The following is a 22,659-nucleotide window of genomic DNA, read 5'->3' on the forward strand; positions in this document are numbered from 1 at the left end:
TAACCAATTATTAAAAGCGCTTTCTTAATAAATGATATAACTTCATGAGGAGAGGCAACAATATAAACATCTTTACTTGCTTCTGTTATATTGACTAGGTGATCGGTTCGATGTTTTACTTGCTTTCGTGCTATTTAACCTCTATTCACTTACGGGCGCGACCGCAATTGCAGCGTTTCACGGTACTCCTGCGGAGAACTTCCTGTCATTTTACGGAAAAAGGCAGTAAAGTATGAAGGGGACTCGAAGCCGAGCCGAAGCGCCACTTCGTTGATTTTGAGCGCCGGGTCAGCAAGCATCGCCATCGCAGCATCGGTCTTGGCTGTATAAATATAGTCAGAAATATTTCGCCCAGTCACTTGTTTATAAAATCGGGACAGATAGGAAGGATTGAAAAAGACGCTCTCTGCAATACGGGCCAGAGAAAGATCGTTTCCAAGATTGTTTTGAATAAATTGGTGAATGCGTTCGATCTGCAAATGCTCTCTCTTCTCGATCAATGATTGGCGTCTCGAACCTGCCATTTCGATGAGCTTCGAGAACTGCTGTTCCACCAGGTTCCATTCCACCGGTAGCTCCAGCAGTGGCAATGGAGAACCTGGCGCAGCCTCATCCAACTGGCTGATAACGGCTGCAAGAAAAGTATAATACCGCTCAATGCCCAGACTGTAGTGTACGGTCATATCATGGCGAATATTGCGAATCATTCCTTCTGCCGTTAATGCGGCCTCAGCTGTATTGCCTCTTTCCAGCATTCTGGACCATTCATTCAACATTTTGTTGAACTCGGTTGCTGGCATTACCGGCTGCACAGACCGGTTGTGCGTAAGCCCGCCTTTCATGTCCAAATCGATAATGGCCATCGGTTGTCCGAATGCAGAATGATGCTTGAGGGCAGTCTTCAACTTCTCGAATACTTTGCTAATTTTATCCCACTCGGTTTTGTCAGGACCGAGAGCGAATGAAATGGAAATACCAAGCGTATTACGGCACATATTTTGAACCGGTTCAAGGCCGCTTTTCAAGTAGGATGCGATGCTGCGCCAGTCCACTTGCCCATCCGAATCAATAAATTTCTCTTCATGACCCCTCTTTGGCTGAATGAACCAAACGATCACGGCTTGCTCAAAAACAACATGCTCGTTTTCAAATATCGCCGGCAAGTGGCGGTCAAATACGCCCAGCACGGATTCAAGTTTTTCCAGCTTTCTAGTAAAAGTAAGCTCGCAAGCTCTGTCAATTTCTGGCTTGCCGACGATAATCAGTAGCGGACTGGACCTGTCCAAACAAAGCGTTAGTTCGGAAAAGTAACCGATCTGGCCAATTTCCGACAAATGATCGCCATGCAGCAGCGCTTCAAAAAACAATTTTTTCATAAGCGGTTCCGCTACCGACATCTGGCGCTTAGCCTGTTCCAGCATGACCCGATTCCGCTGTTCCTCATCCAGTATCGCTATGGACGACCTGACAGCATCCAGTATCGTCTCCACACCTTCGGTTTTTAAAATATATCGATCCACATTCTTTTGAATGGCTGAGTAAACATAGTCAAATTCACTATACCCGGACAGCAGCACGATCCGGCAAGCTGGCCAATAAAAGGAAATGTCATCTGCAAGCTGCAAACCGCTTTTGCCCGGCATGCGAACATCGCTTATTACGATATCGATTTTCGTTGTGCGAACGATAGCCAGTGCTTCTTGCGCATTATAAGCTTTACACAAATCAAGCTCAAACTCATCGGAGTCCAGCACCTGCTGGACAAGTCCGTCTACAATAGCCGGCTCGTCGTCAACGATTAGCAATCTGTACATATTCACTTCGCCTCCTTATTTTTACAAGAGGAAATATAGATGATCAATTCTGCTTTCAGACCGCCAATATCAGCACGGGAAACCGTGACGCCGCTATGCAGGCCGTATTTTAGCCGGATGCGCCTACAAACGTTAATCAATCCTGTCATTTCCGGCGCACTAGAAGGATCAGCAAGCCGCTGCTGGAGAGCTTCCAGCATCTCATCGGTCAACATATCGCCGTCATCCTCAACTGTAATTCGCAGCACGCCCTCTTCATAGAGAGCTTTAACATGCACATGTCCCCGTTTTGTACCGTTTTCGAAAGCATGCTCGAAAGCATTTTCCACAACAGGCTGGATAATGAGCCGAGGTACCATAGACGGCTTGCATTCCTCCGGGAGCGGTTCTGCCACCACCTCAATCCGATTGGAAAAGCGGATGCTTTGAATGTCGCAATAATCAAGTGTATGACGGTATTCCTGGGCAAGTGGAACCTCATCCCTACTGTTTCGTGTAATAAACTGATAGTAACTGCCCAATTTTTGCGCAAGCAGGGCCGCAAGATCATTGTCCCCGCTTTTACAGATCATGTAAATATTAAAAAAGCTGTTGTACAAAAAATGCGGGTTGATTTGCGCTTGTAATTGTTTTAGTTTTGTATGTTGTAAGCTAATTTTTTGCTCATAATTTTCTTGAATCGAATCTTTCATCTTCTCGACCATCCGATCAAAGTTGCGATACAGATAGCCAAACTCATTTTCTTGCTGCGGCCGTACCATTGCAACCAGATTATCCGTTTCCACAATTTGAAATGCTTGAATCAGCTTTTTCAAAGGCTTGTGAATCATCCAATTGACGGAGAAGGAAAACAACAGAATGATCGCCACAGAGGCACAGGACAAAAAAATAAATAAAACGTTGAACTTTTTAAGCGGTTTGGCTACTTCGTTCTCATTCATATAGGTATACAATGTAAGACCGAGCGACTCGATGGGACTTTGGGTAATTCGATAGCTGCCTTGACGATTTCCGCCGGAATCTTCTGCAAGCGTGATCATATAACTATTGTTCTCCGCATCTGGGAAGCGATCGATAATGACTTCCTGAATCGATTGTGCGACTCCGTCGCTTGAATCGATCGTTATTTTGTGCCGGAACGACTCATCGGCCAGAATTACACCAGTATCGGAATGCTTCACCAGACCGTTCAAAGTTTCATTGAGCTGAGCGATGGAAATTTCGATAAAAACTATGACTGTCCCGTTATTGGCTGATTCGATGAAAAAAATCCGGTTATCGTAAAAATTGAGCAGCTCCGGTGTTTGTTCATGATTCAGAAATGGTTTAATGACCGTATGCTCTTCATTTGGAATTGTAACAATTCCTTTTTGTGTTGAAATTGTGCGGTTGAACGATTTCATATAGACTCCCGCGTTCAGAACAAGATCGCTGGAGTTTGCAAGTGTTGTCAGCCGGTCGCGAACCCGATTTACTAACTGGACCTGATCAAATTCAATAATTCGCTTTCCAAGAAAATTTAGCTTTTGTAATTCGGCATCGTTTATAAACTGCTGCTGCAAATTGCGAATGAAGGAGATTTGATTGTCTAGCTGCTTTGTATAAAATGTCACATTCGATTGAATCGAATTGGACATATTTTCTTTCATAACAGACTGACCGTGCCAGTTCATCCACATATTGATCAAGTAAACGGGTAGGATCAGTACAACAAAAACGACTATTACTTTCTGGTAAACTTGAAGGCGGGGAAAGCGGAAATCTTTCAAAGGCTTCTTACCTCCATATATGTCAGCGTTCTCATCATTGTAGCTGATGAACTTGATAGCCGTAAATGAATTGAATTCCTTTTTTTAGTACAGTCTCGAGTACTTTCCATTCCGTAAGGTTCAGCGAATATTCGTACCAGATTCCCCGCTTCTATACATAGACGATCAGCTCGGTTCAGCTTTTCGATGCAATGGGTCTTAAAGCGGTAGCCAGAGGATCTCAGCTTTTCTTCGTACCCCTGTATCATCTCCATATCGTCCTCAATCTGCGTTTGCGCTATTAACGTAGGTTGGGATATTGGGGATAAGAGTCTGCACATCACGCCAGTCAATTATTGCGTCGGACGGTCATTGGAGAGAAAACGTGATCCGCTAGCAGCCGCTTTCGCTCCTTTCAAATAACGGAAGAGTCACCGAAAACTCCTCGATAATGTCCGTAGTCTTTCGTAAGATATTCGATGTCAATGATGCGCATTTATAGGTCCGCTTTCCATAATATCGACAAACCGTTCCGCAGCTCTATTTAAAGGAACATTCTTCAAATAACATATTCCAATACTTCTTTTAGGTATTGGATCCGTTAAGCTCACCTCATAAAGCAAACCCTGCTTCAAAAACTGTTCAGAGAATTCTTTGGTCACGCAAGCAACACCCAGATTAATCTTTGCAAATTCCAACAGCAATTCATGTGAACCAAGCTCAAATTCCGGGTTGACTTTCACACCTTTTGTAAGGAGAAAGTCTTCGACATATCTTCGCGAATTGGAATTGTCCAACAATATTAGCGGAAACTTGACTAACTCCTCAAGTTTAATGGGCTTGGATAATACCTCTCGGTACTTTTCACCATATACGAAGGTATCTTGAATTTCCAATAAAGGCTCTATTTCTAACAGCTTATCCTCAATGGGAAGATTGCAGATGGCAATGTTCACTTTACCCGATTTGAGGGCATCGACGATTTCCCACGTTGTCCCATTAACGATTTTGAATTTTAGACTTGGATATCGAGTATGAAAGGCCTCCAAATAGGGAAGTAAAAAATATCGGGATATCGTATCGCTAACCCCTATTTTGAACTCGCCAATGATTAAATTTTTATATTCTAAAAGCTTTTCTTCACCAGCTTGTATATATTGAAGTGCTAAACTGACATATTCGAGCAATAAAGATCCTTCATCGGTTAGCGTTACACCTTTAGCAATCCGATTAAAAAGCCTTGTATCTAATTCCTTTTCTAATTGTGCAATGGCTTGGCTTATTGCCGGCTGTGACATATACAGCTCTTTGGCCGCCTTCGAAAAGCTTTTGCTCTGACCTACCGTATAAAAAACATAATACAAATCTAATTTACCCATCTCATAACCATCCCTTATACCCTATATTAGATATATTGACTTCACTTATATCATTTAAACACGTATATTACAACTAGGTGCCTTATCAATTGTTAATGAATTTGTGATAACCCTTTCTAATGTCCATTTTCTTATTAATCAGGGTTAAGTTATAAAAAAGGAGAGATCATTGTGGAAAGAGTCGTAGGAACTGTTGCCAGAGGGCTTCGTTGTCCCATTATCAATAATGGAGATTGCATTGAAGAAATCGTTGTTGACAGCGTTTTAAAAGCAGCCGAGATTGAGGGCTTTACCATAAACGATAAAGATATTGTGAGCATCACCGAATCCGTCGTGGCACGCGCTCAAGGAAATTATGCCACTGTTGACCATATTGCCAAGGATGTTCAGGCCAAATTCGGTGATGATACCATTGGCGTAATTTTTCCTATTCTTAGCCGTAACCGATTTGCTGTCTGTCTCCGCGGTATTACAAAAGGAGCTAAAAAAATTGTATTAATGCTTAGCTATCCCTCCGATGAAGTTGGCAATCATTTAGTGGATTTAGACACACTTGACGAAAAAGGGATAAACCCTTGGACAGATGTTTTAACAGAAGCGCAATTTCGCCAGCTTTTTGGTTACAATAAACATTCATTCACGGGCGTAGATTATATCGATTATTACAAATCTCTGGTCGAGGAATATGGCGTAGAATGCGAAGTCATCTTTTCCAATCACCCAAAGACAATTTTAGAATATACAAAGAGCGTACTGTGTTGTGATATTCATTCCAGGTTTAGAACGAAAAGAATTTTAAAGGCAAATGGCGGAGAAAAAGTGTATAGCCTTGATGAAATCCTTTCCGGCTCCATTGATGGAAGTGGTTTCAATGAGACGTATGGTTTATTGGGCTCAAATAAAGCAACTGAAGATAGTGTGAAGCTATTCCCTCGCAATTGCCAGCCTGTTGTTGATCAGATTCAAGAAATCCTGAAAGAAAAGACGGGTAAAACAGTTGAGGTCTTGATTTACGGTGATGGTGCATTCAAAGATCCTGTAGGCAAGATATGGGAGCTCGCAGATCCCGTTGTTTCCCCAGCCTACACCGCTGGATTAGAAGGAACACCGAATGAAATTAAATTGAAATACTTGGCTGATAATCAATTTGCTCACTTAAAAGGGGAGGAGCTCAAACAGTCCATCTCGAAGTACATCGAAGAGAAGCAAGAAGACTTGGTCGGAGCAATGGAGGCACAAGGAACAACTCCTAGAAAACTAACTGACCTAATCGGCTCATTGTCTGATTTGACCTCTGGCAGCGGAGATAAAGGAACACCGATTGTCTTTATTCAAGGATACTTCGACAATTACACGAAATAAGCGCCACCAACAAATTTAATAAACGTTTATTGGACAAGGGAGTTTATCTGCCTTGTCCTATTTTTATAACCTTGAACCGTTTATCCTTCGGGCTGCATGCCATCTTGCATATTTATCGTTATAATGTAGGAACGGATTCACGAGCAAGCTCAAGAAAGGAATAGCCGCCATCATGACGAAAATGGAGTCGAATCAACTGACCGAGCTGAGCGTTGCCCAGTGGCAGGAGCTGATCGCCGGCTGCGCCGAGAAAGCCACGAGCGACCCGTACCGCATAAACTATGGCAACGAGGTGCGCTCCATTGCGCGCCCATTCATGTCCGAACTGACGACCGAGGAGGCCTGGCTGTTCGAGCTGAATGTCGGGTTGTTCTTGCTCCGCAAGCAATCGACTGGTCGCCACTCAGGCTACTTCGCCCAAGTGGCGGCATCTGAGACGATGCATGACATCGAATGTCACCTTAACAGCGGCAAGCCGCAGGACATCGTGACTAAGCAACTGGCGCGACTGCTGGAGACGGTCGCGTACATCCGCGACACGGCGATCGCAAATGCAGGGTCTCCGCCCGCCTATCTGGAAATCTATGTGGAGCTGTGGATACACCTGATATCGTCTTCTACGGAGGCCCATCGTCTCTTCAAGGAGGAGCTGGCGTGCTTAGCCCAAGGAGTGAGCATGGGTAATGAGCTCTTCCCGCTCATCGCTCGTGCCTGGATGCACTTCTGGCTGGGTGAGGATCAAGAGGCTTGGCGGCTACTCGAAGCGGCGGAGCGGCACCGGCTAGTGCCCGGACAGATATTCCGCTTCCTTCGTTTGCTTGAGGAGAACGGAGAATGGGCAAGACTTGAAGCTTGGCTGAGCCATTGCGCGACCGAGCGGGTCGGGCGCAGCCCCGGCAGCCTTGATGAATATGGCCGCTACTGGGGTGCCATCGTCCAGGTATTGCCGGAGGCCGAGGAACGAATGTGGAGCGCGATCACGAGCCTGCTTCCCTACTCCAGCAGCCTGTATGTGGAGACACTGATGCGCTTTGGCCATTGGCGGCAGTGGATCGATTACCAGCTTAGCCTCGGCAGCGATCCGCTCGACTTTCTAGCGAGGGATCTGAAGCCCATCGAGAAGGAGGCGCCGGAAGCGCTATTACCTTTTTATCACCAAGGTGTAGAGAAATACGTGTTGTTAAAAAACCGCGACGGCTACAAGCGGGCGGTCAAGCTGCTCAAACGGCTGGCCAAGCTGTATAAGAAGCTAAAGCGCGAGCAGCGGTGGGAGGCGTACATCGAGACATTTGCAAGCCGGCATAGCCGGTTGCGAGCCCTCCAGGAAGAGCTGCGGAGAGGAGGGCTGATTCCATGACAAAGACTACCTATAACCTGGATACCATCGCGGTTCGGATGGTGCTGACGTCACATGGCGACGCGTTGTTCTTTGCGGACCCCGATTCGCTGCGGAATTCGACCGGGCTTCAACTGAAGCACCGCCTGTTCGCCTGGCACGAGCCATCCTTCTATGGCACCGAGCTGGAGCTTGTCACGGTAGGGGAGCTCGAGGCTATCGTGCTGCCCGCCGAAGAGGTCATTGCCTTCTTCGCCTCGGGACCACTCTTGGCACATATGGAGTGGAAGTGGGAGGACGATGCCGCGCGCTTGGCCGCATTGGCGCCATTGCTGGACGAGTGCCTCGAGAAGCGGCTGTACGCGCCAGACCTTGTGGCTTACCGCAGCGGCTCGCTACGCTGGTGCTGGGATGCGGCGGCGATCGAAGCAACCTTTGGACAGGCGCGCCGCGACGAATTGGAGCTCGAGCGCAGCGACTGGAACGATGAGGCGCGCGCCGGGCTGAAGGCGGCCTTTTCGGCGGCTGTCTCGAGTCGTTACTACGGTACGGAGTCCGACGAGGCGGATCTGCGGCAGGAATTCCCGGATTTGTTCGCGGTCGAGAACGCGGCTGCCTCCACGGCGGGGCTCGATGCCGAGACTTGGCTTGTGGGGATCGGCTGGAAAGCGGATGTCGCGCCGTTCCGCCCGCTGCTGCAGCTGATCGAGCCTTGGGAGGGCGACGAGCACTCCCGCTGGCGGCTGCGGTTCGTACTGCAGGACAAGAGCGATCCCGCTACGCTCCGAAGAGTGCGGCTCAGCGACGGCGGCGAGGCCTCCGGCAAGTGGCCCGACGCGTGGACGGAAGCCATCCACAGCCGTTCGGCCGGTTGGCTGACACGGTTGCGGGCCAGCCTTCCGCACGATCGGCTGTCGCGCGGCGAGGACGTGCTCGGCAAGTCGCTTGGCGACGAAGCGGCCTGGCGATTCCTGAACGAGGACAGCCGCCGACTGCTCGAGGCCGGCTGGCAGGTCTTGTTGCCCGCATGGTGGGAAGCCGCCAGCCGCAAGAAGCCGCGACTGCGCGCGGCGGTGCAAGCGGAGGACGAGTCCCAGAAGCGCGGCGGCGGCAAGTCGTTATTCGGGCTGGATGCGATCTTGAATTTCAACTGGCGCATCTCCATCGGCGACGCCGACCTGAATGAGGAGGAGTTCGACGAGCTGCTCCTGCGAGGGGAACGTCTCGTGAAGTTCCGGGACCGCTGGATCGTACTCGACCCGGCGCTGATTGCCCAATTCCGCCGCATGATGGAAGGCATGGACAAGAGCCAGGGACTGAGCTTCCAGGATGTGCTGCAATTGCATCTGCTCTCACTGGACGAGACGGTTGACGTCGCGGATGGAGGTTCGGAGGACATCGGCGCGGAGACATACGGAGCCCATGCGACCCACGTTGATCTTGAAGTTGAGCTGAACGCGCATTTGACCGGGCTGATGGCCAAGATCAACCAGCAGAGCGAATGGCCGCGGCTCGATCCGCCAGCCGGTCTGCGTGCCGAGCTTCGCAGCTACCAGCAGGATGGATTCGCCTGGCTGGCTTTTCTCCGCCGCTTCGGGCTCGGGGCCGTTCTCGCGGATGACATGGGCCTCGGCAAGACGGTACAGCTGATTGCGTACTTGCTCCACGCTAAGGAGCAAGCGGACGAGGGGATGCGGCTCCCTTCGCTTATCGTCTGCCCCACATCGGTGCTTGGCAACTGGCAGAAAGAAATTTCCCGCTTCGCCCCTTCGCTGCGGGTGGCCATGCACTACGGCTCCGGGCGAAAAAGCGGCGACGCATTCCGAAACGAGGCCCGCAGCGTTGACGTCGTGCTGACCTCCTTTGCTACCGCCTCGCTTGATCAGGAGACGCTCGCCAAGTTCCAATGGGGCGCCGTATGTTTGGACGAAGCCCAAAATATTAAAAACGCCGGAACCAGGCAGGCGATGGCGGTCAAGAGCTTTCCCGCGCTCCATCGCATCGCGCTCACCGGGACGCCGATTGAGAACCGGCTAGCGGAGCTATGGTCGATCTACGATTTTATCGTGCCCACCTACCTCGGGACAGCCAAGGCGTTCCAAGACCGCTTCGCAAGCCCGATCGAGCGCGAACAGGACGGCCGTCGTACGGCGGAGCTAAAGAAGCTCGTAAAACCGTTTATGCTGCGTCGCAAGAAAAAGGATCCCGCCATCCAGCTCGACCTGCCGGACAAAAACGAGATAAAGACGTATGTTCCGCTTACCTCCGAGCAAGCTGCCCTGTACAACAATTGCGTCAAGGAACTGCTCGAGAAGCTGAAAAAGCTCGACGGTATCCAGCGCAAAGGCGCGATTCTCGGAGCGCTGACGCGGCTTAAGCAGGCATGCGACCATCCGGCTCTGCTGGATGAGGATACGGGAACGGAGCCGGAGGATGTCCTGCATCAATCGGAGGCGATCGTCGCCCGCTCCTCCAAGCTAGAGAGGCTGCTGGCGATGGTCAAGGAGCTGCGCGAATCGGACGAGCGCTGCCTCATCTTTACGCAGTACATCGGCATGGGCAAGATGATCCAGGATGTCCTGCAGCGCGAGTTAGGCGAGCCCGTGCTGTACTTGAACGGCAGTACGCCTAAGCTGCAGCGTGACCGGATGGTCGAAAGCTTCCAGTCTCGCGACCTTGCTCCGTCCGAACAGCCGAACGTGTTCATCTTGTCCCTCAAGGCGGGAGGCGTCGGCCTTAACTTGACCGCCGCGAACCACGTCTTCCACTTCGACCGCTGGTGGAACCCGGCTGTCGAGAACCAGGCGACTGATCGCGCCTACCGAATGGGCCAGACGCGCGACGTGCAGGTGCATAAATTCATCTCGCTCGGCACCCTGGAGGAACGCATCGACGAGATGCTGGAGAACAAGCAGCAGCTAAGCGACAACGTCATCTCCAGCTCGGAGGGCTGGATTACCGAGCTGTCGACGGAGGCGCTGCAAGATCTGTTCGCGCTGCGGCGGGATTGGTCGCGCGATTGAGCGCGATTCGCTCCAATCACTAGCATGGAGCGTTCTTAGTGTCGCATGATATGGGATGTCCCAATGAATACGTGAAAAGGCCCTCAACTTCCACTACAAGTGGAAGTTGAGGGCCTTGTTCTTTAAAAATCCGGCCCCACTTGGGGTTCGAAAACATCAGGATTCGCCGGCTCCTGTCTGAAACATGGCGATCCCTCAATCTCTCTTCTTTTCTTATTCGCACCATGTTCGTTGTAATACCTTCGTACATACGCTTACTTGTTACTATCGGCGTAAATCGCCATGGCATCCCGCATAAACTGCGCCAGACCTGCTCCGAAGGCGTCGATCGTCTTCGTAAAGCGTTCATCATCGACATACATTTGCCCAAGACCTTTGAACGCATCCAACGAATAACTCCCCATGTTGTTCAGCATCCGGTACCATTGACCGATAGCCGACTGAGCTTCCTCCGAAGCAGGGTCCTCGCCACGCACTTCAGCCAGCTTCCGGTATAGCTCGTTCATCTCTTCCTGGAATTGAGCCATCCCGCCGTTTTGCTTAAGCTGATTCAGCTTCTTATCGGACGCGTCAATCGCCTCATCTCCCCAACGCTCGCGCGCTTCCTGCTCATACGGGTTCCTGCCGAAGTCAAAGCCTGCGAATTGGTCTTTTGCCGACATCGCCATTTCTCCTTTCGCATGCGAAATTGTCTTCCGTATCGTCTCCAACAGCTTCTCCAGCCTTTGCCGCTTATCCAGCAGCATTTGCTCATGCAGCCGGAGCGCCTCCAGCCGGTCGAACGCAGGATCGGTTACAATTTCTTTTATTTGCTTCAAGGGAAAGCCAAGCTCTCTGAAAAATAAAATTTGCTGCAGCATGGCCAAATTCTGCTGGGAATAAATGCGGTATCCGGCCTCGCTCGTCTCATCAGGAATAAGCAGGCCGATTTCATCATAATGATGCAGTGTGCGCACACTGATTCCGACCATTTCCGCCACTTCTTTCACTCTCATGACGCTCTCGCCTCCCTCATGCTTTACTTTAGAGTATCACGTTGCGTGAGGGTCAATCCCTTTCTGAAAACTATAAGGGCAAATAGGATGCGCATTACTTGCCTTCGTTAATCGCTTTGATGCTCTCCAGAGCAATCTTCGGCACACGATCATAGGTGAGAAGCCCGTTGATTTCCTGCTCTACATCCGTCAATTGCGTATAGCAATAGCCCTGCACCATTGTCGACTTCTGAAGCGGCGCAATAACTGCGCGAAGCCGCGCTTCGTAGTCTTCATCCGTCTCCGCGCCGGAGTAGCCCCAGCCTTCCCAGTCGCTCTTGCGGTAGGCAATGCCGCCGAACTCGGTAACCAGGATCGGTTGGCCGGCGTAAGGGTAGCCCTCCACGCTAAGATGGCGGCCAGCCGGCATGAAGGCCAGCGCCTTCTCCAAGTCCGTATATCGTTCCTCCAGCACTTCTCCCCGCCATTCGTAATCATGAATCGTATACAGATCGGTCGTCACCATCTCCCAGCCGTCGTTACTGACGACAGGCCTGGTAGAGTCCAGCGATTTCGTCAAATGATACATGGCCAGCGCGTGCCGCTGCTGCGATTCGTTCACTTTGATATCAGGCACACCCCAGCTCTCATTAATGGGAACCCACGCCACGATGCAGGGATGGTTGTAATCCCGTTCCATCGCTTCCTGCCACTCCGCCGTGAATCTTCGTACATAATCCGGCGAGTAATCGAACGCATTCGCCGCCTCGCTCCAGACAAGCAAGCCCAGCCGATCGCACCAGTACAGGAAGCGGGGGTCCTCCAGCTTCTGATGCTTGCGGACGCCATTGAAGCCCATCGCCTTCGCAAGCTCGACATCCCGGCGTATCGCTTCATCCCCTGGCGGCGTCAGGTTACCGTCGGGGAAGTAGCCCTGATCCAACACCAGCTTCTGCGTATAAGGGCGATTGTTCAAGCAAAGCTTGCCGTTCTGAACCGCTATTTTGCGCATGCCGAAGTAGCTGTCCACCACATCTATCATCTGCCCTTCGCGCAGCAGTGTAATCGTTACATCGTACAAGTAAGGATGCTCCGGCGACCAGAGATGCCACATGCCGAATTCATCCTCCATATCGACGACCGCCGTAATTCCACGGCAAGTGCTGTGCACCTCGTAGATGGCTTTCCTGATCAGCTTCTTCTTGAAGCGGATCTCTACCTGCAGCTGATGCGATTCCTCCGATCCGACAGTTCTTCCTGCCAGCTGAATCTCCATCTCCACTTGACGCTTGTCGATATCCGGCGTCATTCGCGCCTTCTCCAGATACGTGACAGGTACAGCCTCCATCCATACCGTCTGCCATATGCCCGTCGTCCGTGTGTAGAAGCAGCCCTCCGACTCCCTCTTCCAGTACTGCTTGCCGCGCGGTATGGTCAAGTCTCGGCTATTGTCCACAGCACGCACCACGACGATGTTGCCCTCATCCAGCAATGCATCCGTCACGTCTCCATGGAACGGAGTATGACCGCCTTCGTGGGAGGCGACAAGCACCCCGTTCACCCACACATCAGCCCGATAATCAACTGCCCCGAAGTGTAGCAGCACGCGCTTCCCCTGATAATGCTCCGGGATGACAATCGCTCTGCGGTACCACACTATATCGTGAAAGTCGTTATTCCCGATCCCGCTCAGCTTGCTCTGGAAAGCGAATGGCACTTGAATCGTGTCCGGTAAGCTTACGCTTCCGCTATACCAGCGCTCATTCAAGCCCTTATCTTCGTCGTCGAATGCAAATTCCCACTCCCCGTTCAAATTCAGCCAATCATTCCGCTGCCATTGCGGTCTCGGGTATTCATGGCGAGTTCGTTCGCTCATCTCTACCACCCTCTCATTAGTTTCTTTTTAAGTTAATTAAATAACTAATTAAGAATATATTCGATTACATTATTACCCCGCAATCTCTTTTATGTCAACAAAAAGTTGATTAATTAACCCCTATGTAATATATTCGTTGGTAGAGGTGAATTCCATTGCTAATTGATGTACATTCGCGAAATATGCGTGTCCTCTCTTGCTTCTCGTCCGAGACAAGAGTGAACATAATCGAACTGCTGGGAAAGGGCGAATGGAGCATCGGCGAACTGGCTAATGAGCTCAACATGTCATCGGCCATCATAACCAAGCACATTCAAACACTTGAAGAAGCAGGCATTGTGACGACTTATAGCGTGGCCGGAACACGGGGACGCAGAAAGCTGTGCAAGCTCGTACACAATAGCATCACCCTACTGATGCATCAGGAGACTGCGCAGGAGGAGAAGAACACCTATTGTGTATCCATCCCCGTCGGACAATACAACAGCCATGCGGTTAAGCCTACCTGTGGACTGGCTTCGGAGCAAGGGATTATCGGGATGGTCGACGATCCGCGCTACTTCACAAGTCCGGACCATGTGCAGGCATCGCATGTCTGGCTGTCCAGCGGTTACCTGGAGTATGCCATTCCCAATTACCTGGTGGGCAAGCAGCGTGTGAGACGGCTGACTATCTCTCTCGAGATCGGATCGGAAGCACCCGGCTATAACGACAACTGGCCGTCGGACTTGTCGTTCCATCTGAACGGCAAGCCGATCGGCCAGTGGACCTGTCCCGGCGACTTCGGCAGCTCGCGGGGCGTGCTCACCCCTTCCTGGTGGAGTATGGGGTCGCAGCACGGCCTGCTGAAGACGCTATCGATTAGTGCTGAAGGGACTTATATGGACGGCATCCGGATATCCGGCATAACGCCGTCCGAACTCGCTATTGCTGCAGGACAGCCACTGTACCTTCGCATTGCCTGCCCGGAAGATGCCATCCACGCCGGAGGATTATGCTTATTCGGCAGAGGCTTCGGCAACTACGAGCAGGACATTGAGATAACCGTTCATTACGAATAGTGGGCGTCATCTGCGAGGTATGAATGAGGTATGAAGCTAACCCCATACTTTCAACAGATTGCCCGCCACATGGTTCCATGTGAATCCCTCTTCCACCATCTTGCGTCCGTGCAATCCCATCTGGCGTGACTGGCCGATATTGGCCAGCATCTCGTTCAGGTGCTTCGCGTATTCCAGAGGATCTTCCGGATTCTGTACGATCACGCCGTTGTTGCCGCGAATAATCTCCGGATTGCCGCCTCTGGCTGTCGTAATAAGCGGCAGTCCCGCAGCCATCGCCTCGTAATGCACGCGGGCGAGAGGCTCATTCCAGATCGAGGTGCAGACGAATACATCCGCCGCGCAGAACCACTTGTGGACATCATGGGCCTGCACATAACCGGTGGTCAGGACGGGGACCGGCGACTTCTCCGCCATCGCCCGCAAGTAGGCGATGTAATCGCTTATACGGTCGTCGCTGAACCAGGCCGCGCCAACAATGACGAGCACCGCATCGGAATGCTTCAGCGCGGACATCGCCCGCACCAGCACGTGCGGTCCTTTATTCCTGGACAGGCGGCCGACGAACAGAATCACTTTCTTATTGCCCAGCTTATGCTGCGAGCGGATAGCATCGCGGTCTCGCTGCGCAGAAGCGGACTGCTTCCATGGCGCGAACTTCGCCAGATCGACCCCGGAGTAGATCGTCCGTATCTTCCCTTCCGCCTGGGGGTAATCCTGACAGATCGCCGCACCGATATAATTGCTGATCGTGACGATCGTCTCCACGCGCTCCACGACTGCCGCCCCTTCCTCGCGGCTTATCTTCTGCTTGTTGAACATATCGTTGTGCATGCTGAGCACGATCCGGACATCTTGCGGCATGACCGAGGATACGGGGAGCACTAGCTTCGGCCTGTTGAAGATGTGAACCACATCGTATTTCTCGTTGCTTTGAGCCAGATAATCGACGATGCCATGCATATAAATATCGAATATGCCTTCGGAAGGGAATCGCACATAACGTACGCCGTCCTTCGTCTCCTGATCCGGCAATTCGGGATCTGTCCGGCTAATGATCGTAATGGAATGATGCTTGCTTATAATGGGGATTACACCGCCGATATACGTCTGGATTGCGCCTCCTCGGATATTCGGGACAGGCAGCTTCTCTGTGCATATCATCAGTATATTCATAGCGCCACCTCCCCTATCGTCGTCTGTTTCGTTCGAAATGCGGAGATATAGCCTTTCCCGCCATGGCTTCTCATCGCACGTTTGACCGATTTGCGAAGAAGCGGCTTTGACTGCTTCTTGCGCGCCGCAGGTTTCGATCGGTAGATAGCGCTCGGAGAACGATTATCCTGCGACCGCTTGTGGGGGGTAGGTTGCGGAGATGATTGCGATCCTGTGGGCGATGCCTGATTACGCTTGTCAAAGACAGACTTCTGTTTTTGCGATCCCGTTTTTCTGTCACTTTTTTTCTCAGGATTGGCAATGATCTGCACAGCTTCGACCGATTTCTTTTTATCCTTTTTGGCACGCTTCGCTTCTTTGGACTGCTTTAATTCTTTTAACTGCTTTGCTTCTTTAGACGGCTTTAATCCTTTGGAAGGCTTCTCCTCCTTGGTTCGCTTCCCTTCCATACCTTTTTTTGTTTTCTTCTCTTTCTTTCCTTTATCCATCTTCCCTCTCTTCTCTTGCTTTCCTGCCTTGTCGGTTACATCTCTCTCCAGCTGTTTGAGCTTTTTCACTTTCTTGACTTGCTTCGATTTCTTAACCCGCTTCTCATCTGCGCTCTCCTGATTGTCGGAATCGATATGATCTGTCGGCATAGCCGGTGCTCCTCCATCCGGTGGCGCAGCTCCGTCCGCTTGCCTGCTGTAATCTCGGTAAGCATAGGGCAGACTTGGCGGAGTCTCCTCTTCGCTGTAATCGCCCGACGGATACTTGGCCATATCTTTCTCCAGCTCTCTCAGCACTTCCCACTTGTTCGCTTCCGTCGCTACTACGCGATCCAGAATCACATCCAGCTCCGTATTCATGAACAAGACAGGCTCGAATACAACCTCTTTCGTATGCTTGTAGAATTCATTGGGGAAAGCCATATCGATCCACAGCAGCTCGAAGGTCTCGCGATCCAGCGGATTGGCCTTGTGATAAGCTTCGATTACCCCGCGAATCCAGGCCAGATCCCAAGCTCCCATATCATCCATTGTACTCGTAATAATCTTCCTCAAATCCCGTATAGGCAGATCGTAGGCGACTCCGTCCAAGTCAATGACCCAGATGCCGCCGGGCCCCATCTGGCCGTTCGACCACCCATAATCCTGATGGGCCAGACCCCAGTGCGCTTCTCCTTTGCCTATCATTTTTTTATAGGCCGAATTTTGAAATCTCGCATAGATCGTCTTCGCTTGTTCCTCGAACATGTCGACAACAGACAGCAGATGCGAGCTTGCCGACGTCTCCGGATAAGCCTTGGCGATATGGCGGAACCAGCCGATCTTCGCCATGATCTTCTGGTACTGGCTATCCCACTTGAAAATACGGGAAGACCTTCCCGCCATCGAAGGCGGAATGTACCCCTTCGTCCATTGGTGGAATTCGCCAAGCCCGTGGCAAAGCGTCATCGCCCCTTCCAGATCGATCTTGGCTACGGGAGTCAGCGTATCGATCCAGTCTGTCACAATCCACAGCTTCCCGCCGGCCACCAGGGAGTTGCTGCCGTCCTTCGTCGGAATAAGAGCCGGCACCCTTGCTCCCTGCTTCACTACATATTCCTGCGCTCCTACGCTGAACAAGCTTCGCTGGGGCGTACGGTGCAGTACCTTCAGGCTTCGCGACCCGTGATTCGTCTCAATGCGCCAGATCGCCCCGCCTTTATCCGGTTTGGAGGTAATCAGAGTCATCTCGCTTACGCTCATGTTGTAGGACTTACATACTTGCCAGGCAAGCTTCTCCAATTCCGGGGGCACATATTGCTCCAGATTTATACCGGGAGATTCATCATTCATCAGATGATCCCACGGCACAATCCGATATTCTTCCATGAAGCTACCTCCATTCTAGTACAGCTATTTATATTAAGTGCAGTTCTATTATGTATATGACTTCTGTACCAAGATGGTATGTATATTAGTGGAGGTTGCAATAGATAGGCACATTTAGTAGGTACGGATGCCATCGAGCTTATTTCACGCAGTAACATGCGATATCGCACTTTCCGCGCTCCAACCGAGGTGACATCGCCTGCAGCTCACCACTCGCACACTTTCCTTTGCTCCAACCAAGGCAACATCGCCTATAGACACTGTAATATAGGGCTCCGGAATTTTTATAAATGCTATTATGCAAAAAAGCCGCCCGAAGGCGGCCTGTTGGCTGTACATCTCTTATATGAAAGTGCCGTGACCGGCACTAATCTTCGCGTTCTTCTCTCTCGTTCACATCCACGCGGATCCGCTTGATCCGCTTCTTATCCACTTCGATGACGGTAAGCAACAGATGCTCGTACTGAAAGCTGTCGCCCTTGTGCGGAATTCGGTCGATATTGCCGAACACCCAGCCACCAAGATTATGGAAGGAACTATCGATAGGGGGGATAGCCACAATTTTCGCAAATTCGTCAAGTGTCAATTGCGGGCTCATCTCGTACGTGTGATCGTCAAGCTGCGTCACCATATCAATGACCACGTCGTGCTCATCCCATATTTCACCCACTAGCTGCTCCAGTATATCCTCTAACGTAATCAGGCCGGAAGTGCCGCCGAACTCGTCAATGACAATGGACATATGCACATTGCTCTTCTGCAGCTCCAGCATAAGCGCCGATATCTTCATAGACTTCACGACGAACTTGGGCTTGCGAATCAGCTCCCGGATATTGGCTTCGCCATCCTGCAGCAAGGCGGCGAAGAAATCCCGTTCCGACAATATACCGATAATATTGTCAATGTCGTTCTCATAGACAGGAATGCGCGAGAAGCGTTCATCCAGAAAAGCTTGCTTAATGTCCTCCATAGGCTGACTTACTTCCACAGCTACCATATCCGGTCTTGGCGTCAACGCTTCACCAACGAGAATATCGTTGAATTCCAGAGAGCGGTGCACGAGCTCCTTCTCTTCCTTATCGATTACGCCTTCCTCTTCGCTAATCTCCACCATCACTTTAATCTCCTCTTCCGTGACGGACAGATTATTCTTCTCTCCCTTGGAGAATACACGGGAGACGAGGCTTCTCAGCTTACTGAAAATAAAGTTGACCGGAGTAAGAATCGTAATAAGCACGAACATAATTCCTGAAATTTTCAGGGAATAGCTTTCCGCATGCTCTTTGGCGAACGACTTGGGAAGAATTTCGCCGAAGATGAGAATTAATATCGTCATACCAAAGGTGCTGAATATAAGGCCGGCGCTTGGCCCGAACAGATCCACCGACACCTTGGCTGAAATGCTCGCCGCAGCAATGTTCACGATATTGTTGCCTACCAGTATTGTGGACAGAGCGTTGTCGAAGTTCTCGACAATGTCCAGCGCCTTCTTGCTGCCCGGCTTCTTCTCATCAACATAATTCCTCAATCTGATCTTATTGACGCTTGAGAACGCCGTCTCCGCCGAAGAGAAAAACGCCGACAATAAAATCAGTGCTCCTAGCGTTAAGAGCAAGGGTAAGGGGATGCCTTCCAAAGGGATCGTCACTCTCCTGTTTATTATACTTCGCAGAGTCTCTCGCATAGTGATACGACTTTGCGTATCGTACCCTATACGCAGCAATCCACCGAACGTTTCAGTTGCTGCTATCGCTCCAAATTGGAGTCTGAAATAGGTCCAGTGTTTTCTCTACTCCCCCTATTTTAACCAATCGGAAGCGGAAATGCGATCTTTCTTTGAAAAACACGTCTCACACGGAAATATCCCGTTTGTTATAAGAGTAGTACGCCAATGCGACCGATACAGCAAAGATAAGTAGCGACAGCCCGGCGTATCCCCCATGCAGCCCTTCTTTCAATACGCTGCTTGCACTAAAGTATTGAAAAGGAGTGAACCATTTCAACAAGGACAGATCCTCGCTCATATCCACCGCAACCGACAGCATGAACGTCAGAAGCATCACTCCTGCGGATATCGATACGGCGCGTCTCGGCGACTTGCCCCAAGCGGCAATCGCAGCCCCCACACCGGTAAACAGCAATTGCACGAACAACAGCCCGACCATCAGGATGACGATGTCGCCGTACGCCTCCCTTCCCCCTTCAAATGCTCCGACCGACAACAGGGAGGAGATCAGCGTGACCGCATTGAACAGAACAAGATTAACGCCTGCAGCCAGCAGCTTATACGTCAGCGTCCGGCTTCGGGAGATCGGCTTCACCAGCAGAAATTCCGATGTGCGGTCCCGCTCCTCCTTCGCCACAATATTGGCGCCCATCATAGAGGCATGAACAGCGGCCATAATCAGCAAATAAAGAAACACCATTCCGTAGTATCCGGCAATTGTCGCTATGTCCAGTTCGCCAACGCCCATAATCGCTTTCATCGCCTTGGGCATGCTGGCCATCAGCTCATTCATCGCCCCGCCCGACTCTGTCATTCCGGCATACTTGCTCATACTGGCCACGACCATGGCCACAATGCCGATCGACCAGAGAATAAGCGACTTCCGAAGCGACTTCAGCTCGCGCAGCATTAAGTTCATGACGCCATTCACTCCTTCCGTATCCTATAATGTACAAGCTCAATGATTGAGCGCCGAAGCATCAATTGACATGAACGTCCCGGCGCGAGTAGCGCCAATATGCGAATGCCACTGCGACGGCGACGATGACTCCCGAGAGCAGCAGGAAGCCGGTCTCATAGCTCTCCTGACTGACGATATAGGCCCGATCGAAGTAATGCAGAGGCGACAGGTAGCGCAGAGCACCGTCTTCCGCCGTGGCGCCAATCATGCCGATAGCGAAGAAGGCGAACACCGTCCCCAGCGTAATCGGCAGCACGGTCCGGATACGAGGCGCGATCATGGCTGCCGCCAAGCCCAGCGCCAGGAAGATCAGCTGAATCATCGGCAGTGTCGCGGATACAAGCAGAAAGGCCTCTACACTGTAATCGTCTGTCTTCACCACTGACGCCATCAAGCTCGCAACCGCGACGAACACGGCATTGGTGATCAGCAAGCAAGTGAGCGCCGCCAGCAGCTTGGCCGTCACAACCGCGCCTCTCTGCACAGGCTTCGTCAACAGGAAGTCCGCCGTCTTCTCTCGCGTCTCCTTGGACAGAATGGACAAGCCCAGCCCCATCGCCTGAATAGCTCCGCACAAGGAGATATAAAGAAAAATATAGGAATAAAAGCCAAGCATGGAGGCTATGGAATCGATCTGCACTCCGACCGCCTTCAGCACCACTTCCGGCATCGTGCCCAGCACCTGCTTGAATTGCTCCGCTTCATTCGCGAACGTAGGAAACATCGCAAGAAAAAATACCGCCAGCATGGCAAGCGCCAACGTCCAGCCAAGCGTGCTTCGCCTGTTCGCCCTTAGCTCGAACCAATAGATATTCATAAGCCTTCTCAGTCCTCCTTCACATAGAAGTGCATGAAGATTTCCTCCAGGTCCGGCTCTTCCACCCACAGATTGCTCAGCTCTACGCTTGCAAGCCTATGCACCATTTCGTTGACGTTGCCCTTGAACAGGAAGCTGACGACGCCGTCCTCCTCCTTCCACTCCGTCACTCCCTCCATGGCGAACATATCGCGGCTGGCCTTCTCCTTCGTCTCCACCTTGAACTTCTTGTACGTATTCTCCTTCAGGCTGCTGATCTTCTCCAGCGCGATCAGCCGGCCCTCCTTAATAATCGCGACCCGGTCGCATAGCCGCTGCACCTCGCTAAGAATGTGGGAGGAGAAGAGGATCGTCGCCCCCTTCCGGTTCTCTTCCTGCAGCAGATCGAAGAAGCGCTGCTGCATAAGCGGGTCCAGCCCGCTCGTCGGCTCATCCAATATGATCAGCTTGGGCTCGTGCAGCAGTCCTTGCACGATGCCTACCTTCTTCTTGTTGCCCAGCGACAAGTCGTCGATTCGCTTGTTCAAGTCCAGCTCCATGACGTCTGCCAGCTCTCGCATCCGCTTGCTGCAGTCCTTGCCGTAGAAGCTGGCGGAATACTTAAGTAGCTCCTTCACCCGCATGTTGTCGTAATAGAACACCTCGGAGGGCAGGTAGCCGATATGCCGCTTGATTTCTGTGCCGTGCGCAACGCAGTCCTTCCCGAAAATGCTGGCGCTGCCGCTGGTGGGGTAGATCAGACCCAGCATCGTGCGAATCGTCGTGGATTTGCCTGCGCCGTTCGGTCCGATGAAGCCGAATATCTCGCCCTCTTCAACGGAGAAGCTGACATCGATAATGCCCCTTGATTTGCCATACATTTTGGTCAGGCGGTTCAGTTCAATTGCCCTCATCCCAATCCCTCCTCATGTCATTGGAACTGCTCCTTGTAGAAGCTTCTGCGGAACATCTCGAAGAAAGCTTCGGCTTCCTTCATAATCGCCTCCACATCCATCACGCCGCCCGTCATCTTGACTCTCATGCGCTCCCTCTCGCCCACGCCTTCCAGTGTCCACTGAATCACTTGCACGACTCGTTCGAATGGTACGCCGTCGCGGAACTTGGACGTATCCAGATTGGTCAATACCCTGCCGTAACCACTGTCCAGCAGCCCCTGAATACGCTGGTCGACATCGGCCTTAATCTCGGATGCATTCTCCATATAGGCCATGCTGACGAACCGGAACATCTCCGGATACTTCTCAGCGATAGCGAGCTTCAGCTTGCTGATATGCCACAGCCTGTCGAACAAGTCCGTCACACTGTAATCGATCTGACTGTACAGTTCCTCTGCCAATACGGCTACGGCATGATCATAAATATAAAGAAAGAGCCCCTGCTTGCTCTTGAAGTAGTGGAAGAGCAGCCCCTTCGATATGCCCGCTTCCTTCGCCATCTCATTCGTAGATGCGGCAGCGTAGCCTTTATCCGCAAATTCCTTCAGCGCTACATTAATAATGCGTTCTTGCCTATCCGGCTCAATCGCCTGAAACTTCTGGTACAATTGCTTC

16 protein-coding genes are annotated in these 22,659 nt (G+C 51.3%); 4 read left to right on the plus strand and 12 right to left on the minus strand.

What is annotated here, in order from left to right; translation table 11 throughout:
* Nucleotides 1-149 precede the first annotated feature (149 nt).
* The 3 genes from ACFQ2I_RS07395 to ACFQ2I_RS07405 form a co-directional block, all read right to left on the minus strand.
* Nucleotides 150-1,814, minus strand: a complete 1,665-nt coding sequence (locus ACFQ2I_RS07395; protein ID WP_377563231.1) for a response regulator — start codon at nt 1,812-1,814, stop codon at nt 150-152.
* Between the two features lie 2 nt (nt 1,815-1,816).
* A complete protein-coding gene (locus ACFQ2I_RS07400; protein WP_377563233.1) occupies nt 1,817-3,583 on the minus strand; it encodes a sensor histidine kinase in 1,767 nt (588 codons plus the stop codon).
* 461 nt (nt 3,584-4,044) lie between these two features.
* Nucleotides 4,045-4,941, minus strand: coding sequence for a LysR family transcriptional regulator (locus ACFQ2I_RS07405; RefSeq protein ID WP_377563235.1), 897 nt, complete (start codon nt 4,939-4,941; stop codon nt 4,045-4,047).
* A 171-nt stretch (nt 4,942-5,112) separates the two neighbouring features.
* On the opposite strand from ACFQ2I_RS07405, the gene ACFQ2I_RS07410 reads away from it, so the two are divergent.
* From ACFQ2I_RS07410 to ACFQ2I_RS07420, 3 genes are all read left to right on the plus strand, one after another.
* Nucleotides 5,113-6,303: a coenzyme F420-0:L-glutamate ligase gene (locus tag ACFQ2I_RS07410; protein ID WP_377563237.1), complete on the plus strand. Its 1,191-nt coding sequence runs from the start codon at nt 5,113-5,115 to the stop codon at nt 6,301-6,303.
* A gap of 172 nt (nt 6,304-6,475) precedes the next feature.
* A complete protein-coding gene (locus ACFQ2I_RS07415; RefSeq protein WP_377563239.1) occupies nt 6,476-7,660 on the plus strand; it encodes a hypothetical protein in 1,185 nt (394 codons plus the stop codon).
* The gene (locus ACFQ2I_RS07420; protein ID WP_377563241.1) at nt 7,657-10,662 is read left to right on the plus strand and encodes a DEAD/DEAH box helicase; all 3,006 of its coding nucleotides are present in this window, start codon (nt 7,657-7,659) and stop codon (nt 10,660-10,662) included. Before ACFQ2I_RS07415 ends, ACFQ2I_RS07420 begins: the two co-directional genes overlap by 4 nt.
* A gap of 254 nt (nt 10,663-10,916) precedes the next feature.
* On the opposite strand, the gene ACFQ2I_RS07425 is transcribed toward ACFQ2I_RS07420, so the two are convergent.
* On the minus strand, nt 10,917-11,657 hold the full coding sequence (locus ACFQ2I_RS07425; protein WP_377563243.1) for a MerR family transcriptional regulator: 741 nt from the start codon (nt 11,655-11,657) through the stop codon (nt 10,917-10,919).
* A 94-nt stretch (nt 11,658-11,751) separates the two neighbouring features.
* Nucleotides 11,752-13,512 carry a glycoside hydrolase family 2 protein gene (locus ACFQ2I_RS07430; RefSeq protein ID WP_377563245.1) on the minus strand — a complete coding sequence of 587 codons (1,761 nt, stop codon included), beginning with the start codon at nt 13,510-13,512 and terminating at the stop codon, nt 11,752-11,754.
* A gap of 155 nt (nt 13,513-13,667) precedes the next feature.
* Here ACFQ2I_RS07430 and ACFQ2I_RS07435 point away from each other — a divergent pair, with 155 nt between their 5' ends.
* A complete protein-coding gene (locus ACFQ2I_RS07435) occupies nt 13,668-14,573 on the plus strand; it encodes an ArsR/SmtB family transcription factor (protein WP_377563247.1) in 906 nt (301 codons plus the stop codon).
* Between the two features lie 36 nt (nt 14,574-14,609).
* Here ACFQ2I_RS07435 and ACFQ2I_RS07440 read toward each other — a convergent pair whose 3' ends face one another.
* The 7 genes from ACFQ2I_RS07440 to ACFQ2I_RS07470 form a co-directional block, all read right to left on the minus strand.
* The gene (locus ACFQ2I_RS07440) at nt 14,610-15,749 is read right to left on the minus strand and encodes a glycosyltransferase family 4 protein (protein ID WP_377563249.1); all 1,140 of its coding nucleotides are present in this window, start codon (nt 15,747-15,749) and stop codon (nt 14,610-14,612) included.
* Nucleotides 15,746-17,605: a CotS family spore coat protein gene (locus ACFQ2I_RS07445; protein ID WP_377563251.1), complete on the minus strand. Its 1,860-nt coding sequence runs from the start codon at nt 17,603-17,605 to the stop codon at nt 15,746-15,748. The genes ACFQ2I_RS07440 and ACFQ2I_RS07445 overlap by 4 nt, the downstream gene beginning before the upstream one ends.
* A gap of 367 nt (nt 17,606-17,972) precedes the next feature.
* The gene (locus tag ACFQ2I_RS07450; RefSeq protein WP_377563383.1) at nt 17,973-19,241 is read right to left on the minus strand and encodes a hemolysin family protein; all 1,269 of its coding nucleotides are present in this window, start codon (nt 19,239-19,241) and stop codon (nt 17,973-17,975) included.
* A 214-nt stretch (nt 19,242-19,455) separates the two neighbouring features.
* Complete coding sequence (locus ACFQ2I_RS07455; RefSeq protein ID WP_377563253.1) at nt 19,456-20,250, minus strand: ABC transporter permease subunit; 795 nt, start codon at nt 20,248-20,250, stop codon at nt 19,456-19,458.
* Nucleotides 20,251-20,311: 61 nt separating this feature from the next.
* Nucleotides 20,312-21,109, minus strand: a complete 798-nt coding sequence (locus ACFQ2I_RS07460) for an ABC transporter permease subunit (RefSeq protein WP_377563255.1) — start codon at nt 21,107-21,109, stop codon at nt 20,312-20,314.
* An 8-nt stretch (nt 21,110-21,117) separates the two neighbouring features.
* Entirely contained in the window at nt 21,118-22,002 is an 885-nt protein-coding gene (locus ACFQ2I_RS07465; RefSeq protein WP_377563257.1) for an ABC transporter ATP-binding protein, read from the minus strand.
* Between the two features lie 17 nt (nt 22,003-22,019).
* A complete protein-coding gene (locus tag ACFQ2I_RS07470) occupies nt 22,020-22,652 on the minus strand; it encodes a TetR/AcrR family transcriptional regulator (RefSeq protein WP_377563259.1) in 633 nt (210 codons plus the stop codon).
* Nucleotides 22,653-22,659 lie beyond the last annotated feature (7 nt).

This window comes from Paenibacillus chungangensis (assembly GCF_042675905.1).
Lineage (GTDB): Bacteria > Bacillota > Bacilli > Paenibacillales > Paenibacillaceae > Pristimantibacillus > Pristimantibacillus chungangensis.